11 protein-coding genes are annotated in these 18186 nt (G+C 58.8%); 9 read left to right on the plus strand and 2 right to left on the minus strand.

What is annotated here, in order from left to right:
* Window positions 1-186 precede the first annotated feature (186 nt).
* From PLJ71_11245 to rsgA, 4 genes are all read left to right on the plus strand, one after another.
* Window positions 187-975, plus strand: coding sequence for a 3-ketoacyl-ACP reductase (locus tag PLJ71_11245; GenBank protein HQM49251.1), 789 nt, complete (start codon window positions 187-189; stop codon window positions 973-975).
* Between the two features lie 171 nt (window positions 976-1146).
* Window positions 1147-4188: a glycine--tRNA ligase subunit beta gene (gene glyS / locus PLJ71_11250; protein HQM49252.1), complete on the plus strand. Its 3042-nt coding sequence runs from the start codon at window positions 1147-1149 to the stop codon at window positions 4186-4188.
* Window positions 4185-4952 carry a class I SAM-dependent methyltransferase gene (locus PLJ71_11255; protein ID HQM49253.1) on the plus strand — a complete coding sequence of 256 codons (768 nt, stop codon included), beginning with the start codon at window positions 4185-4187 and terminating at the stop codon, window positions 4950-4952. Before glyS ends, PLJ71_11255 begins: the two co-directional genes overlap by 4 nt.
* Window positions 4949-6001: a ribosome small subunit-dependent GTPase A gene (rsgA, locus tag PLJ71_11260; GenBank protein HQM49254.1), complete on the plus strand. Its 1053-nt coding sequence runs from the start codon at window positions 4949-4951 to the stop codon at window positions 5999-6001. The genes PLJ71_11255 and rsgA overlap by 4 nt, the downstream gene beginning before the upstream one ends.
* A gap of 101 nt (window positions 6002-6102) precedes the next feature.
* On the opposite strand, the gene PLJ71_11265 is transcribed toward rsgA, so the two are convergent.
* Window positions 6103-6588, minus strand: a complete 486-nt coding sequence (locus PLJ71_11265) for a prepilin-type N-terminal cleavage/methylation domain-containing protein (protein HQM49255.1) — start codon at window positions 6586-6588, stop codon at window positions 6103-6105.
* A gap of 522 nt (window positions 6589-7110) precedes the next feature.
* Here PLJ71_11265 and PLJ71_11270 point away from each other — a divergent pair.
* Window positions 7111-11403: an acyl-CoA dehydratase activase gene (locus PLJ71_11270; protein HQM49256.1), complete on the plus strand. Its 4293-nt coding sequence runs from the start codon at window positions 7111-7113 to the stop codon at window positions 11401-11403.
* A gap of 113 nt (window positions 11404-11516) precedes the next feature.
* Here PLJ71_11270 and PLJ71_11275 read toward each other — a convergent pair whose 3' ends face one another.
* On the minus strand, window positions 11517-12005 hold the full coding sequence (locus PLJ71_11275) for a prepilin-type N-terminal cleavage/methylation domain-containing protein (protein ID HQM49257.1): 489 nt from the start codon (window positions 12003-12005) through the stop codon (window positions 11517-11519).
* Between the two features lie 497 nt (window positions 12006-12502).
* Between PLJ71_11275 and murC the strand changes: the two genes are divergently transcribed.
* The 4 genes from murC (at window position 12503) to PLJ71_11295 (ending at window position 18173) form a co-directional block, all read left to right on the plus strand.
* On the plus strand, window positions 12503-13939 hold the full coding sequence (murC, locus tag PLJ71_11280; GenBank protein ID HQM49258.1) for a UDP-N-acetylmuramate--L-alanine ligase: 1437 nt from the start codon (window positions 12503-12505) through the stop codon (window positions 13937-13939).
* Window positions 13936-14724, plus strand: coding sequence for an FtsQ-type POTRA domain-containing protein (locus tag PLJ71_11285; GenBank protein ID HQM49259.1), 789 nt, complete (start codon window positions 13936-13938; stop codon window positions 14722-14724). Before murC ends, PLJ71_11285 begins: the two co-directional genes overlap by 4 nt.
* Before the next feature lie 62 nt (window positions 14725-14786).
* The gene (gene ftsZ, locus PLJ71_11290) at window positions 14787-16193 is read left to right on the plus strand and encodes a cell division protein FtsZ (protein ID HQM49260.1); all 1407 of its coding nucleotides are present in this window, start codon (window positions 14787-14789) and stop codon (window positions 16191-16193) included.
* A gap of 117 nt (window positions 16194-16310) precedes the next feature.
* Window positions 16311-18173, plus strand: coding sequence for a hypothetical protein (locus PLJ71_11295; GenBank protein HQM49261.1), 1863 nt, complete (start codon window positions 16311-16313; stop codon window positions 18171-18173).
* Window positions 18174-18186: the final 13 nt, after the last annotated feature.

Raw genomic sequence — 18186 nt, forward strand, 5'->3', positions numbered from 1 at the left:
TACCATTCGTGTGGCCCAATCACAATACCACAGGACCCGCAGGCAGGCAACGCGCGCATCCCTATGCAGCCTCCGTATTGGGTATAGGTAATCTTGCGTCTGTCTGCGGGCGGTGGGTATAGTGCGTTGCCTCGCGCTTCTGTCTGCGCGAACGTTGCACCTCACTCGCGACACAGAGAGGGAGCCATGCGAAAACCAGTAGCCATGATCACGGGGGCCAGCCGCGGCATAGGACGCGGAATTGCCATCGAACTTGCCAGGAACGGGTACGATGTCATCGGTACCGCTACCAAGCTCACGCCAGAAGACACCGAAAAAGGGCTCTTCGAGGTCAAGCAGCGTGTAGAGTCGCATGGCGCCGTTTTTGTTCCTCTTGCCGGCGACATCGGAGACACCGCGGCCAGGAATCGGCTGCTTGAACAGGCGCTTGAGGCTTTCGGGCGCATCGACCTGCTTGTGAATAACGCCGGCGTGGGCCTCCTGAAACGTCTCGATATCCTCGAAACCACCGAGGAGAGTTTCGAGCGGCTGATACGCATCAACCTCAAGGGACCATTCTTTCTTACCCAATCCGTCGCCAACCACATGATTCGCCAGGTGAAAGAAGGGACCGAGTACCTGCCAAGCATCATTTTCATCACCAGCATCTCGAGCAATACCGCAAGTCCCAATCGCGCCGAGTACTGCGTGAGCAAGGCGGGACTGAGTATGACCGCCCAGAATTTCGCGGTACGCCTGGCTGAATTCGGCATAAACGTTTACGACATCCGGCCGGGAATCATCGCCACCGACATGACCGCCCCGGTTACCGAAAAGTACGACAAGCTCATCGCGGAAGGCATCCTTCTCCAGAGGCGCTGGGGCACGCCCGAAGACGTCGGCAAGGCGGTCGCAGGCCTCGCTAAGGGACATTTCCAGTACTCCACAGGCGCCGTCATCGAGGTTGGGGGCGGCTTCGGCGTCATGCGGCTATAGCTAAATCCCACTCAATACACGGCGCAAAACATCCTGTTACTTTGACTTGCAAAGGCCGAGACGTTACAATTCTGCCTTTGATTCAGGCGATTTCGGGCCGCTATTGTCTATGCAACCTTCGATTGGATAGCCCGTTTCCTGAGGATACCGCATCCAGGGAGATACCACTTCATGACAGTTCAGGAAGTCCTGCAAACCCTAAACGAATTCTGGGCATCGCGCGGCTGCATCCTGTGGCAGCCCTATCACACCGAGGTAGGCGCGGGCACTTCGAATCCAGCGACCTTCTTGCGCGTGCTGGGCCCCGAGCCATGGTGGGTCGCCTACCCTGAACCCAGCATCAGGCCTACTGACGGGCGCTATGGCGAGAACCCCAACCGTCTCCAGCACTACTACCAATACCAGGTCATCCTGAAACCTTCCCCGACAAACGTCCAGGAGTTGTATCTCCAGTCATTAGAAGCGCTTGGAATCGATCTGACCAGGCACGACTACCGTTTCGTCGAGGACAACTGGCAGAGTCCTTCCCTTGGTGCATGGGGGCTGGGGTGGGAAGCGTGGCTTGACGGGATGGAAATCCTCCAGTTCACTTATTTCCAGGAATGCGGCGGACTCAAGCTCGACGTGCGCGCTTGCGAGCTCACTTACGGCATCGAACGAATCGCCATGTATCTCCAAGGCGTCGAGAGTGTTTACGACCTTAAGTGGGCTCCGTCCGGCATTACCTACGGCGACATCTTTCATGCTTCCGAGGTCGAGTGGTGCAAATACAATTTCGAGGCCGCCGACACAAACAAACTGCTGCATGTGTTTGACCTGTGGGAGGCCGAAGCCACTCGCCTGCTCGAACTGGGCCTTATCATGCCCGCCTACGACCACTGCCTGCGCCTTTCCCACCTGTTCAATCTGTTGGATGCCCGCGGCGCTCTTTCGGTAACGGAGCGGGGTAGGTTCCTTCTTCGTTGCAGGGCAGTTGCGGAACGGTGTGCAAAGGGGTTCCTCGAGCAGCGCCAGGAAAGAGGCTATCCGTTGTGCCGTCTGCCGCGTCCAGGTGTGCCTGAAGAGGTAAAACCCCTAAAGGCCACGCCCGAAACATTCGCCGAACGCGACACGCTCCTGCTCGAGATCGGCGTCGAGGAATTGCCCCATTCCGACGTCAAGGCGGTTCGCGCCCAGTTTCCCGCACTCCTACACAAGTTCTTTGCTGAGGAACGTCTCGGCCACGGGGCGGTCACCGTATGGGTTACGCCCAGGCGCATCGTTGCCAAGATAGACGACTGCGTTTCCCACCAGCAAGATGTGGTTGAGGAAGCCCGAGGCCCGGCGCGAAAAGCGGCACAGGACGCGGCCGGCAATTGGACGGTTGCCGCCCGGAAATTCGCGGAGTCCAAAGGGGCCGCGGTCGAGGACATCTATTTCCAGGAGCAAGGCAAAGCGGAGTATTGCTTTCTGAAGGTGGCGCACAGAGGGCGTCACATCACCGAGTTGTTGTCCGGTATTGTCACGAAGCTGATCGCCGGTCTCCAGTTCACGAAGTCCATGGGCTGGGAAGACAGCACAGTCGCCTTCTCGCGTCCCATACGCTGGCTCCTGGCCCTGCACGGCGCCAGCCCGGTGCCGGTTTCCTGGAAATTCGTGGAAGCGGGCGCGTTTTCCGCGGAACGCCTACTGCACTCCGGCACCGTCTCCTATGGCCACCGCCGGCTTGCCGCAGGACCCATCGAAATCCCTTCCGCCAAAGACTACCTCGCCGCGATGAAACGGCATTTCGTGCTTCCGGTACGCGAAGAACGCATGGCGCTTCTGCGCAACGAAGCGGAGAGACTCGCCGCCGCCGAAGAGCTTCACCTCGAAGAAGACGAAGAGTTGTTCGAGGAGATCATCGACATCGCGGAATGGCCCGAACCCGTTATCTGTACCATTCCCGAGGAGGCCTTGGTGCTCCCCGAGGAAATCGTCATTACCCCGATGAAGGTGTATCAGCGGTATATACCCTTGCGCGATGCGAAGGGGACCCTCTGCAGGCATTTCCTTGCCGTTGCCAACGGGAAACACGATGAAGAAGGCCGCGTAACCATCCGTCACGGGAACGAGCGCGTGCTCAACGCGCGGCTCCGCGACGCACGGTATTTCTGGGATACCGACACCAAAAAACCGCTCCGCGATTTCGCTCAGGGCTTGTCGCGTGTCTTGTTCCATCAGAAACTTGGCTCGGTCGCGGACAAGATCGCCCGGCTTCACAAGCTGTACGCGGCCCTCAAAGGTGTGTTGCCCCGAGTGGATGACGCTCAGATGGCCCAGGTCCTTGACCTGATGAAAGCCGATCTCACTACGCAGATGGTCTTTGAATTCGATTCGCTCGAGGGCGTGGTTGGAATGCTCTACGCCCGAAAGGAAGGGCTTCGTGAGGAGATAGCGCGAGCCCTCTTTGAACACCGCCTGCCCCGCCGCGCCGATGATGCGCTGCCTGAAAGCCCGCTGGGGGTGTCGGCCGCGCTTCTCGACCGGCTCGATACGTTAGCCGGGTATTTTGGCATAGGCGTGCGCGTCAAGGGTACCAGCGACCCCTTCGGCCTCCGAAGGAACACGCTGGCATTGCTCTCGATCGTCCGCGAATGCGCTCTGGATATCGACCTGAGACAAGCGTTCCGCACCGCGATGGGAATCTACGGTGAGATGATCCCCGAGCCCGAAGTCGCCGTGGAAGGATTGCTTCAGTTCGCGAAGGATCGCTTGGCCGTCATCAACCGCGAAGAGGGCATCCCCTACGACTACGTTGCAGCGGCTATTGCGCCCCACGGCCACAGGCCGGTCCAGGTTCGCAACTGTCTCTCAGCCATGGCGGGTCTCGAAGAGGGGCAGGTTCAGAATCTTGCCGAACAGACCAAGCGTATCCAGCGGATCGCCAAAGACCCCGCGCCGAAGATCGACCCCGCGCTTCTGGATGAAAATGAGAAGGCCCTCTTCGAAATATCCAATAGCCCGAGCGCAACCGTTCTCGCCCACGTGGCATCCGGCAAGTTCGGCGAGGCGTTTTCCGAGTTGCTCTCCTGGATGCCCGTTATCCAGGCGTATTTTGAGGAGGTCTTCGTCAATCATGACGATGACCGGATTCGCCGAAACCGGCACGCCCTTCTCAATGCGGTTTACGGCGTCATCCTGGCGGTGGCGGATCTCACCCAGATCGAGAAGAAGGAGACTGTTTCGGAATGACCCGTCGGGAGACCGGTGCGAAGATTGATTACGACACAATCGCGCGGCGGTACGATACGTTCCGGAAGGGTGGGGGACCATACCTGCCGCTGTTGGTGGCATTGGCTCAGGCACATGCTGCCCAGCGGGTACTCGAAGTGGGAGCAGGCACGGGCAATAACACGGTTCTTTTCGAGAAGGCATATCCTGAGGCCTTCCTCATCACATGTGATTTGTCGTGGGGCATGATCGAGCGCGCGAGAGAGAAACAGACACCCGGCGCATGGGTGCAGGCCGATGCTCATTTTCTGCCCCTCGCCGCGCAATCCGTCGATTTCTGTTTCGGCTGTTTCATGCTGCATTACATCTCCGACTTGGGCGCATTCTTCCGCGACTGCGCGCGTGTTCTCCGGCGGGGATGTGCCGCGTTTGTTACCGCCTCGCATGAATTCATCGAGCGGCATCCCATGAACTGCTATTTCCCGAGTTTTGCCGCGGTGGACAAAGCCCGATTCCCAAGCCTGGAAACCATCCGGGACGCACTGAACGACGTCGGATTCCGCAATGTCTCCGATAGACACATACAGACGGCCCCTCAACCCATCGACGAGGCCTATCTGCGCCGTGTCGAAAACCAATTCATTTCAACCTATGCGCTTCTCCCCGAAGACGAGTTCAAAACGGGACTCGCCCGCCTGCGCGAGGACATCAAATCAAAAGGCCGGCTCGAAACCGGGCTTGTTTGGGAGTCGGTAACCATTTGGGGCGAGAAAGATACGCCGTGAAGGACCGTAGACGTAAGAAGCACCGGGTAAGAAAACGCGATTGGTCGGCAAAAGACGTGGATACTCACGCAAGGCTGCCGCGCCGGTTCAGCGGGCTGGAAGTCGGCTTGGACACCGAGGCAGTCCCTATCGAGAACCGTTTCGAGGCAATCCAACCCAACGGCGTTGTTGTCTCTCCTTATGGCGTGCTGGCCTTTGTGGAAGCGGACGGCGCGGAACGCCTCTGCAGGGTTGCCGAGCAGCTTTGTGCCGGGCGCACGTCTGTCCTTGCTCCGGGCGACCGGGTGCGCGTCGAACGTGATGAAGACGGCTTTTGCGTCACGGCGGTGATGCATCGAATAAGCAAACTGAGCCGCCCTGCAACAAAAGGCCAACGCGAGCAGGTCATCGCCGCGAACGTTGACTACATCGTTTGTGTTGTTGCTGTTGTTCAACCGCGCTTCAAAGTGGGCGTCCTGGACCGTTTTCTGATCGCGGCGGATGTGGGACGGGTACGCCCAATCATCGTGGTTAACAAGGTGGACCTCGCAAAGGAACCGCCGCAGGAACTCGATGCCTACCGCGACCTGAACGTGCCCATCATACTCACGAGCTGTGAAACGGGGGAGGGGATTGAGACCTTACGGCAGCATCTCACGGACTCTGTTTCCGTGCTCGCCGGGCAAAGCGGGGTAGGAAAATCTTCTCTCATCAATTGTCTCCAGCCGGACATCGCCCTCGAGACGCAAGAAGTTAGCGGATACAATGAGAAAGGGCGCCACACCACCACCACCTCGCGACTCTACCACCTCGACGGGGGCATCGACATCATTGACACCCCCGGCATCCGGCAACTGGGCATTTGGGACGTGACCAAGGAGGAGGTGGCCCTCTATTTTCCGGATATCGCCGCGTTGGGCGCCGAGTGCAAATTCAGCGACTGCAGCCATATTCACGAACCCGGTTGTGCGGTAAGGCAAGCCGTCGAAAACGGCCGCTTGCCCGCCATCCGCTACAAGTCCTACTGCCGCATCCGCGACAGTCTTGGCTCGGAAAGTCCTTGGGCCTGAAACGCGGCCGCCCCGGCAATCCAGGAGCAGCACATAATGCGGAACGGCGGGCCTCCGAGGAGGTCCGCCGTTCGCTGTGCTGCCTTTGCTGATGTCCCGAATTAGCCGAGAGGAGTAGAGGCTGCTGTAGCGGCTGCACCAGAATTTTCGAAGCGAATTACGCCCGTCTCATCCAGGAAGAAGGTCCGGCGGCCCGACTGCGGGCTCTGCGGATCCGCATTGCAAGTGTACGTAGCTGGCGCAGCTGCACCACCGGCGACCGTGTTCAGGACGAAGTTGTAGCCGTGCTTCACACCAGCGGCCAGGACTTCGTCGATGTACCCCGGAACCCCCGCGACAGCATCAGGACTCAGGAGCTGCGCCAACGTGCCATAATCCCCCGTGCCGTCGCCGTTAGCATCCTGATAGCAGGCGGCCTGGAAGCTCACTTCGCCAGCGGAAATCGTGCGAAGCGAGCCAATAGCGCCCGCTTCATTCGCGCTCATGCGCGAACGCAGCAAGCTCGGGATGGCAATTGCCGCGATTATCGCGATAATTGCCACAACAATCATCAACTCAATCAACGTGAAACCAAGATTCTTTTTCATGAGCCTTTCCTCCATCTGAGCGTCCCATCACCAAGCCCGTTGCCGGGCCACCCTTGCGGTTCAATTGTCGTGATGCTCTAAGGCAACCCGCGTGCCAATTCCCAAGAACTTTCGTAAGTCATTGTAAAACAATCCTATAGTGGCTTCCCTGCCGGAAACACAGCTCGAGCGAGGCGCAGAATTCGGGCCGCTGCGCGGCGCAAAGTGACAATTTTCGTCAGTCAAACCCCGTATATACCGCGAATAAGCATGGAAATAATCTTTTTCTATGCCGGAAAAGTGGCTCCCAAGCCGCTCGAATTGCTAAGGGGTGCTCCAAGACCGGTCGGATGGCCTCGCATTGTCCACATGACCTCACATTGCAGACGTCCATAGTGCTTGCCGGAAGCGAGTGTCTTTTGTAGTATGGGAATGTTCGGCAGCAAGAGAGTCATCTGGTGCGGTTGAACTGAATCCTGTAGACGAGCTGCCGCCATCTAGCGGTTCATAAGGGATGCGGAAGGGGCCTAGGGGTCAGCATAAATGAAAATACCGACGGAATCCCTGGGGATTTGCCTGGGTGCTTCGACCGTGGCCATGGTTCGTCTGCGGCGTGCCGAAGCAGCGTCCGACGTCGTTTGGGCAAAGACGCGGGTCCATGATGGCAATCCCAGGCGTGTCTTGCAGGAGATGCTCGCTTCCGTCGATGATCTGGGCATGCTTCGCGTGGCTGCCACCGGCCGCAAATTTCGCCGGTACCTCGAGTTGTCGACGATTTCGGAGCCCGAGGCCGTCGAACGGGCCGTCGCGCACACCTTCCCCGGGACACATCCTTACCGCGTCGTCATCAGTGCGGGCGGCGAGACCTTCATGGTCTATCATCTCGATGACGAGAATCGTATCCAAGGGATCTACACCGGCAACAAATGCGCGTCGGGCACGGGCGAGTTCTTCCTTCAGCAACTGGGCCGCATGGACATCTCCCTCGAAGAAGTCCGGCAAATGCCGCTGCCCGAGACCTGCCAGAAGGTTTCGGGGCGCTGCTCGGTATTCTGCAAGAGCGATTGCACCCACGCCCTGAACAAAGGCGTCCCCAAGGCCGACATCGTCGCCGGGCTTTCCCGCATGCTGGCCGGGAAAATCATTGAATTGATGAAGAAACTTCCCCAAACCTCCGCAATCCTCATCGGGGGGTGTTGCAAGAACCTGTCGATGGTTCATTATCTGAGGAAGCACATTCAAGACCTCTTCATCCCTGAATCCGCCCCGTGGTTCGAGGCTCTGGGGGCCGCCGTTTGGGCGTCCGAGAATGAAGTCCGGGCATGTGAGAACTCCACTGAGATAATGAGATCCCGCAAATCAGCGCTTTCCTTTCTCAAGCCGCTGGACGCCTCAAGACACATGGTGCAGTTCAGGCAGCACCCCCGCGGACGCGCCGCCGCCGGTGACGAGACCATCCTCGGTCTCGATGTGGGCTCCACAACCACCAAGGGCGTGGTGGTCCGCCGTCGTGACAAGGCCATTCTGGCCGCCGAGTACTTGCGCACCAACGGCGACCCCATAGGCGCGTCACGCAAAGTCTATGCTAGCCTCGCGAGGCAGCTTGATGCTCCCCTCGAAATCGTGGGTCTCGGCGTGACCGGTTCCGGCCGCCGGATCGCGGGTCTGCACGCCATGACAAATGGCGTAATCAACGAAATCATTGCCCACGCCGCGGGGGCCCTGCACTTCGACCCCGAGGTCGACACCATTTTCGAGATCGGCGGCCAGGACGCCAAGTACACCTACATCACCAACGGTGTACCGAGCGATTATGCGATGAACGAAGCCTGCAGCGCCGGCACGGGCTCCTTTCTCGAGGAATCCGCCAAGGAGAGCCTGGGCATTGCCGTTACAGATATCGGCCGCATCGCTTTTGAAGGCCAGGCTCCGCCCAACTTCAACGACCAGTGCGCTGCCTTCATCGGGTCCGATATCAAAGGCGCTGCGCAAGAGGGCGTCCCCATCGAGGACATTGTTGCGGGATTGGTCTACTCGATTTGTATGAATTACGACAATCGCGTAAAGGGCAACCGGCCTGTTGGCAGAAAAATCTTCATGCAGGGCGGCGTCTGTTACAACGAAGCGATCCCGGTTGCCATGGCGGCCCTTACCGGCAAGGAAATCGTTGTGCCGCCCGAACCCGGTTTGATGGGAGCGTTCGGTGTGGCCCTCGAGGTCGACCGGCGCATCGAAGACGGCCTGCTCCACCCGGAATCGTTCAACCTCGCCGAACTGGCCAGCCGTGAGGTCGTCTACCTGAGCCCGTTTATCTGCAACGGTGGTAACGACGGTTGCGACTTGGCCTGCCAGATCGCGCGCATCGAGATTGACGGGCGGGTTTTCCCATTTGGGGGAATCTGTAACCGGTACGATAACCAGCCTGGGAAGAAGGCCGTCGACGCTGGCAGTCTGAACCTGGTCGTACAACGCGAAAGAAGACTGTTTCAGGCGTCGAAGCCTGACAGCGCAGATAACCGGCCGGCCATCGGACTAAACCGTTCTTTCCTGACCCACACCTACCTTCCGTTCTACAGGCGGTTCTTTGACATATTGGGGTTTCGCGTCGTACTTCCCGATGCGCCCGATCCCAGCGGTTTTGACCAACAGGGCGCAGCATTCTGTTTTCCGGCGGAGCTGGCCCATGGTTATGCAGCCTCTCTTCTGGCCTTGAACCCCGACTACCTGTTCCTGCCCCACGTCGGCGGGATTCAAGCCGCTGCCGCCGATGCTCAGGCTTGCACCTGTGTCTTTGTGCAGGGTGAACCGTACTACCTCGCTGCGGCCTTTCCCCAATTCGAGTCTTCGCGGACCCTCCGGCCCTACCTCGATTTCTCGAAAGGAATGGAGGCGAATCTTGACGCCCTCGAGAAGGTCGCCAAAGCAATTGGACACAACAACGGAAATGTGCGCGAAGCCGCACAAGCTGCATGGACGGAGCAGGCCGCGTTTCGCGACGCTTTCCGAGAAATGGGCCGTGATGCCCTTAACCGCCTCGAAAGGGACCCCTCTCTGATTGGCATCGTGCTCTTCGGGCGGCCCTACAACAGTTTCGCGCCCGAAGCCAACAAGGGCATTCCGGCCAAGTTTGCCTCTCGAGGGGTCTGCATTCTCCCGTTCGACATGCTCCCTTGCGATGACCAGCCGCTGCCCGTCAACCACAACATGTACTGGGGCATGGGGCGAAACCTGCTCCGCGCCGCCCGGTACGTCAAAGCTCGCCCCCAACTCTTCGGCGCCTACATCACCAACTTCTCGTGCGGCCCCGACTCGTTTCTGATTACCTATTTCCGCGATATCATGGGGCGCAAACCCTCCTTGACGCTCGAATTGGATAGCCATACCGCAGATGCTGGCATTGAAACCCGCGTCGAGGCCTTTCTTGACATCATTCAGCATTTCCGGCAAATCGAAGCGCAGCCCGACAAAAGAACCACGGTCCGCAGCGAAGCGTTTCGCCCGGCGGCCGTCGAACACCGGAACGGAAGAACAGGCATCCGCCGTTCATCAGGCGAATGGGTTCCCCTCGATGATCCACGTGTCAAGGTTATCGTCCCCGCCATGGGGCGCTATGGTACGGCCCTTGTGGCCAAGGCATTTGGGAGGCGCGCGGTGCGGGCCGTGCCCCTGCCGTCCGCCGACGCGGAAATCCTGAAACTCGGACGCGGACACTCCACATGCAAGGAGTGTCTGCCTCTCCAGACAACGGTAGGTTCACTCCTCCAATATCTTCAATGCCGGCCGCCGGACGAGATAACCGCCTATTTTATGCTAACTACCGACGGACCGTGCCGCTTCGGACAGTACGACGTGTTCTCAAAAGGGCTGATCGAAAAGCTGCGGATTCCGGATATGGCCGTGCTTTCACTGACAACCGCCAACGGATATGCGGGCCTGGGTAACCGGTTCGCCCTGGCGGCGTGGCGGGCTGTGATAATTGGCGATCTGTTCGACGACATGTACTCCATGGTCCTTGCAGCTGCGGAGAATCCCAGTTACGGTTTGCGTGTCCTCGACGAGGAACACAAGGCCTTGTCGGCGGTCATGCATAAGAGTTGGCCGGTCGTCGCACGGCAACTGACTCGCTCGGCCGAACACCTTGCCAGTGTTACCCTCAAGAGGCCTGTTCGCCAAGTCCCCACAGTATCGTTGATCGGCGAAATCTACGTGCGGCGCGACCCCATTTCGCTCCAGGGCCTGGTCGAGCGGCTGTCCGAGGAAGGCATCGCCGTCCGCACCTCGCACACCAACGAGTGGATCAAATACCTGGACTGGCTCACGAAGGAGGGTATCGATGGGCAGAAATCTCTGGCTTTCTGGGTGCGCCACTGGGTTAAAAGGCATCTCGACCAGAGCGTGCGGAAACGTCTCGCACTCTCGAGTCTCTTCTATTGCGACGGACTGGATGTCGCGCCGATTGTCGAAGCCGGCGCGCGATTCATATCGCCCCGTCTCATGGGAGAGGCCATTCTGACGGTTGGAAACGCACTCCACGAGATTCTGCATCCCTCCTGCGGCATCATCGCTATCGGCCCATTCGGCTGCATGCCCTCGCGCGTGGCCGAGTCGGTCCTTTCCGAAAAACTTACGACCACCGAAAAACGAGCCATCGCAAAGCATAACGGCCACAGCTCGTGGGGCAAACTGCTTGAAACTCATCGTAAACTGCCGTTTCTCTCCATCGAAACCGATGGCAACGCTTTCCCACAAATCATCGAGGCTCGACTCGAAGCCTTCCTGCTGCAAGCCCGACGTCTCAATGAGCGCCTTCAACAACTTGAGCGCGCCAACTCTTGAAAGCCCGCCGTTTGGGGGCCGTCGTGACACGGGGTACCTGGAGCAGATTAGGCCGGCGGGGAGGCGGCCCGCCGGCTCAGAGGGGAAAACGCACGTTGAGGTGCCTTAAACGCTTAACCGCCAATGGGCGGAGAGGCCGCTGTTGCGGCTGCCCCGGTGTTCTCGAACCGGAGAACTCCGGTCTCGTCGAGAAAGAACGTTCGCCTGCCGCTCTGTGGACTTTGGGGGTCGGCGTTACACGTGTACGTCGTGGGAAGGCCCCCTCCGCCCGCTATGGGGTTCATCGTGAAGTTGTAGCCCTGTTTCACGCCGGCGGCAAGGGTTTCGTCTATGTATCCCGGAACCCCCGCGACTCCGTCCGGGTTCAGTAACTGAGCTAATGTGCCGAAATCGCCTACACCGTCTCCGTCAGCATCCTGATAGCACCCTGCCTGAAAGCTTACCTGCGCAGAAGAGAGGGTCCGCATGGAACTGATCGCGGAGCCCTCATTGGCCGAGATTCTGGCCCGCATGAGGCTGGGGATCGCTATCGACGCAATGATAGCGATTATCGCTACCACGATCATCAGTTCTATCAAAGTGAAGCCCGCAGTCATCTTCATTTTCCAAACCTCCCTGCATCCTCACTGTATTCACCCAACTTCTTAGATTTATTTCGCAATTCGCATGCCAGAAGATTCCCAGACTATAAACCATGATTTCTGAATAGGTTAGAAAACGGGTTCGACTGTTGCCAATGAGCAACGGCGCGTGAGGCTGATAGTTACTCGTCAGATTGACAGTTCTCATCCCTTCTGGAGACCCATTTCACGCGAGAATCAGGGAACTTTCTCAATAATTCGGGATGAAGCAAGACGAGGAATTGCCCACCAACGGATGTTCGAATCGGGTTTGGCGCACACGCTCAACACAACATTTGGGGGTAGCGGCGGGTGCGCAAAATGACGCCGCTCAGGTTCCGTGGCTGTAAGTCCTTTTCTGAAAATCCCTTGGCGCACCGGCAACAAATTGCCATAGAGCGGCAAGAAACACCTTCCCTTGTGGTAGGGGTTGTGCTATACTTGTAAAAACCACAATATATTGGGTGAAAGAGGCCGCATTGAACGGAATCAAACGAAAAGTCCATTTTGTAGGGGTTGGCGGCATCGGCATGAGCGGGCTTGCCGAAATCTTGCTCAATTTGGGCTATGAAGTGTCTGGAACGGACCTCCAGGCCACCGGTATCACCGAGCGGCTGGAACAGTGTGGCCTTCGGTTTCGGGAGGGCCACGACGCCGCGAACATTGGAGATGCCCAGATAGTTGTCGTTTCAGAAGCAGTACCCAAGGACAACGCCGAGGTACTGGCTGCCAAACAGCGCGGTACCCCGGTGCTCCATCGCAGTGAACTGCTTGCGGACCTCATGCGCCTCAAACCGAATGCCATAGCGGTGGGCGGCACCCATGGGAAAACGACAACCACGTCCATGATCAGCGCCATGTTCGAGCGGGCGAATTTTGGCGCGACGAGCATCGTGGGGGGAATCCTGCATCGAAGCGGCACCAATGCCCGGTGGGGAACCGGAGAGTATCTCGTTGCGGAAGCGGATGAGCACGACGGCTCATTCCTGCGGCTTCATCCCACCATCAGCGTTGTGACGAGCATCGACGCCGAGCATCTGGAGTATTACGGAACCCTGGACCAGATCAAGCGCGCCTTCACCGATTTCTGCAACGTCGTGCCATTTTACGGATTCTCGATTCTGTGCTGGGACGACGTCAATTCGCGTGACATCCTCGCTGGCATCGACAGTGTTTGCCTGACGTACGGCCTTGAGGAGGGCGCCTCGTTGCGCGGCGTTAACGTGCGCTGGAACGAGGGCAACATGAACCTTCCCATGTCGCGCCGCCTTGCTGAGCTTCGCACCCGCATCGATGTTGTCAGCGAAGACGAACGCCTTGGCGTCACCGGGCGATTGGGGCAGCTCGAGGTCAAGGCCCTCGGAATCCATAATGTGCGGAATGCGCTGGCTGCATGTTGTGTGGGCCTGTGTCTCGGACTCAAGTTTGCGCACATCGCTGAAGGGTTGCGCATGTATGACGGGGTCCGGCGCCGGCTGCAAGTCTGCGGAGAACAGCGCGGGGTGCTCGTCGTGGAAGACTATGCCCACCATCCGACCGAGATCGAAAGCACCATCGAAGCCGCACGCTGGATCCGGCCAAACCGAATCATCGCGGTTTTCCAACCGCATTTGTTCAGCAGGACGAAATTCTTCTGTGAACAGTTCGCTGCGGTCCTGAGCAAGGTGGACCAGGCTGTCGTCACGGACATCTATCCCTCGCGCGAGCAGCCTATGGCGGGGGTCGATTCGGGCTTGATCGTGGATGCCGCACGCCGGCACGGGGCGCAGAATGTGCAGTTGATTAACGATATGCATTCCGTGCCGGAGCGCATTGCCGGTGATTTGAAACCGGGCGACATGGTGCTGGTCCTGGGCGCGGGAAGCATAAACCAGATAGCAGAACCGTTGCTTCAGGAGCTGGCGAAACAGTCATGAAACCCCCAACGCTGCACAGGAAGACTTACAAGCTCCGAAAGTACCGGCTCGTGTTTTCGTATGTGAGTTCCGCGATACGGTTTCTGGTCGTTTGCGCATTGCTCTGGGGGGGCGGCTACGCATTCTCTCGTTATCTGCGTGAATCCGGCCATTACTGCATCCAAAAGATCAGCGTGTCTGGGATAAAGATCTTGACGCCCGAAGCCGTCATTCAGGCCTCGAATGTGACGAAGGCGGACAACATCCTGTTTTTGGATCCCCGCGAGATTGCCGCGCGAGTGGAAAAGCTTCCGCGCGTGAAGACCTGTGCCGTGACCAGAATCTTTCCCGACGTGGTGTCCCTGTCAGTTATCGAACGCGATGCCGTGGCCACACTGATTGTCAACAACCGCACCTTCGAGATTGACGAGTCGGGGTATGTGCTCGAGGAGGTCATGCCGGACGGACACTATTGCGGCCCTCTTATTACTCTGCATCCCCCCCTGAATTTGGTTGCACCCGGCGAAAAAATAGACCGTCCGGAGCTCATTCGGGCACTTGCCGTCTGGGACGCCTTCAGCAAGACCAGCATCTCGGGAGATATAGCGGTCTCGGAGTTGGCCGTGTACAACGAAAACGATATCCGCATGTACTGTGACGGCGTGCCGTTTGAATTGCGATGGGGCCGCGGCAATTCTGAGACCCAGGCCCGGCGGCTCGAAATTCTGTGGAAAGAATTGGCGGGATGTGTGCCGTGCGTCGAGTATCTTGATCTGCGCTTCGGCCGGGATCTTGCCTGCAAGTGAGGCATCAACAAGGGACAGGAAAAGGGGACACAAGCGGGTAGAACCGTTGGGGAGAACGTGATATGGCTATCGGGATGTCTGACGAGTACCAGACCTTTGAAGATCGCGCCGTCATTAAGGTTTGCGGCATCGGCGGCGGCGGCGGAAACGCCGTGGGACGCATGATCGAAGCGGGCCTCAAGGATGTCGAGTTCATCACCATCAACACCGACGCCCAGGCGCTCAAGTCGTCTCCGGCCGGCACACGCCTTCAGATCGGGGCAGGCATCACCGGGGGACTCGGTTCGGGTGCGATACCCGACGTCGGCGAGAAGGCGGCCCTCGAAGACCGCGAACGCATCGCCGACGTGCTCCGTGGCGCCGACATGATCTTCCTGACGGCCGGTCTTGGGGGCGGCACAGGTACGGGCGCCTCGCCGATCATCGCGCAAGCAGCCCACGAAACAGGGGCGTTGACGGTTGCTATCGTCACCCTTCCCTTCAGTTTCGAGGGTCCTCAGCGCCGTGAGAATGCGCTGAAGGGCTTGGGCGCCTTGGAGACGCACGTGGACACCCTGATTGTGGTACCCAATGACCGGGTAGCCTCCCTCTGCCAAAACAACATTTCCTTTCTCAACGCGTTCCGGCTGGCCGACGAGGTCTTGCACAATGGCGTTCGGGCGATCTCGGAGCTGATCACGGTGCCCGGCCTGATCAATCTGGATTTCGCGGACGTCCGCACCATCATGCAGGCCCGGGGACGCGCCCTCATGGGTATCGGCAGCGCACAAGGCGAAAACCGGGCCGTACGCGCCGCGGAAGAAGCTATCGTGTGCCCACTATTGGAGCAATCGAATATCGAGGGCGCCCGAGGAGTCATCGTGAACATAAAAGGCGGTTGCGACATCGGCATGCGAGAAGTGCAACAGGCCGTCTCGGCCGTGCAGAAGGCCGCCCATCCGGAGGCCAATATTATCTTTGGAGCAGTTGTGGACGACGAGGAGCGTCCAGAGCTTCAGGTGACGGTTATCGCTGCGGGCTTCACGCCTGTGGCAAGGACTGAATACGGGCACACGGCCTGCGCCGCGGCGCCGCTCTTTGCGGAGTCCAATATCGAGCGAATGGATAGCCACCGGAAAATGACCGTCGAGGTCGCCCCACAGGAGGAATCGCCCGATTTCGTCGGTTCGCTGGAAATCGATGAGTCGGCGGAGGCCGAACTCGTGGGTGTTGTACCGGATGTGGAACCCTTGCACGACGCCGCACCGAAGACCCCTTCTGCCCAGGAACGTGCCACTGTCCCTTCGAGAACTCCTCCAGGAAGAGAATCATGGGCCGCTGCGTCCGAACCAGAGATTCAGTACCTCTTCCCGCAGCAAGACGACGACGATGCCAGCGTTGAATCGCGGGATCACCTCGCGATACATCGGGAGGACGAAGCGGAGGATTTGGATATCCCGGCATTCATGCGGCGCAGAAGAAAAACCTGAGATATTATTCCTATGGACCTTTTCGCGCGGAGGTCCTAAGATATCTGGCGGAAATACAGTATCAACACCTGTTTCTTGCCGGCGGGCGCTGCGAGGAGAGTCGGAGGGTTTGAAACGATGTTGGCGCGGGTTCCTGCCGTGATTGCGGTTTTGGCCGCGGGCTATGCAGTATCAGCCTGTGCCGGTCTCCCTGCGTTTCAATGGCATCTCGAGCGCACACTTGCGGGCGAGGGGTCAACGGCCCTTGATTGCCAGCGTGCCATTTACGAACTCCTGCAAGAAGCCGTGATGCTGCCGGGTGGCGCCGTGGTGGCCGGAACCGCCGTCACCGCTGAGAAGAGCGGTCACCGCATTTCCCCGGCCATGCTTGACGGGTCTGTTCTTCACGCGCAGCCCGTCACTATCTCCGCGCTAGGCCCGGAGCCAGTGACGATTTGCGCCCCCGTGCCCGGTGAGGGGAACATCACATCGGTTTATCGCCGCGTGGATTCGGATTTGTATGTGCGGGTTCCGGGACTTGCCCCCCCTGTCGGTGGATACCTCATTTTCGATGTTCGGTACCCGGGAGAATATGTCGTCGCGGTGGAGCGTGCCGAACAGGCTTCCCCAACCGAGCCGGTTACCCGATGCCTTGATTTCGCGCCCCCTTCGCGGGACCCCGCGGCCAGAAGCGCATGGAAATTCTATCCCGTGGCTCCCAAGGAGATCTGCGGCCCCTTGCCGCTGGTTCTTATTCACGGTTCGGGGGATGACCGGTGGGGCGATTTCTCTCACTGGGCCCAATACAGCGACGAGGCTGCTCTGTTGCGCAAGCATTTCCAGGTCTGGAACTTCAGCCATCCGATGTCTGGGGTGGCGGCCCCGATTGGTCTCAGCAGGGATTATCCAGCCTTTTCAGAAAGCGTGGTGGCCGCTCTTGACGGCTATATCGCGGAGGCGGAGGAAGATGGCGTCCTTGTTGACGGAGAGCGCTATTTCTTTTCGAAGGGACCCTACGCGATATTGACGCACAGCCAGGGCGGCATAAAGGCACGGGCCTTGCTTGTGAATTATCCGGAACACGCGGAGCGCGTTTTTGCGGTGGTATCGCTGAATTGCCCGCATATGGGAACGCCGTGGGCGACTCCGGAGTGGGTCAGGCACACCCTGTCGAAGGTGGGCCTTACCCGCCGGCTTACTCTGGAGAAGATCTTTCAAGGCGTCTTGGCCGAAGGGGTTCTGAGAGGCTATATCAACGTCGATCGCCAGAGCGACCTCGATACCGGATGGGCCAATTTCGATAGAGCGGGCGGCTTCGGGATTCCGACGCGAACGTTCTCGGCCTGGTATTGGGGCGGTGGCATCAAGAATGTAACGCTCTCGCCGTGCGATGCCAATCAAACCAACGCCAGGGAACTGCCCGGGATAGCCGATGAGACATTTGAGCCGCCAGCCCTGCTCGACGTGTACTGCGGGGGGCTTGACTGCATCACGCCTTCAGAGCGGGGCGGCATGTTCCTTGACAAGTTCTTTGTGTATGCCGGATACATTGTTTTTCTTGATGATTTCGCGGGAGCGTTGACCGGCGCCGCGCCCCAAGAGAATGCCGCGCGATCGGTCCAAAACAGCGCCCTGCGAACCGTCCAGCTGCTGATGACCATAACGGACTCCGAAGGTTCGGTATATCCAATTGCCGCATATAGAGTTGGAGACGGTTTCGTCCCGCTCCAGAGCGAGCTGTTGTTGGATGGCGCCGAGACCGCGTTGATCTACAAGACGCGGAAGTTCCTGGGGTGGGAAGTTCCCGTTTTCCCCACGGAACTGCGAGAAGATCTGATTCGCGAGCACACGCTGGCGCTGCCCGAAAAACTTCGTATTCTCCGAGGCTGGAGCCACCTGGACACGATCACCGGGAGGTACAACCCGGAAACAGGGCATAGCGAGCTTTTTCAGCGGGTGCTCGATGATTTGCTGAGCGTTCTGCCAGCGGATGACGAATGATTCTTGAGGCTTT

The organism is Candidatus Hydrogenedentota bacterium (assembly GCA_035416745.1).
Classification (GTDB): Bacteria; Hydrogenedentota; Hydrogenedentia; order Hydrogenedentales; family SLHB01; genus UBA2224.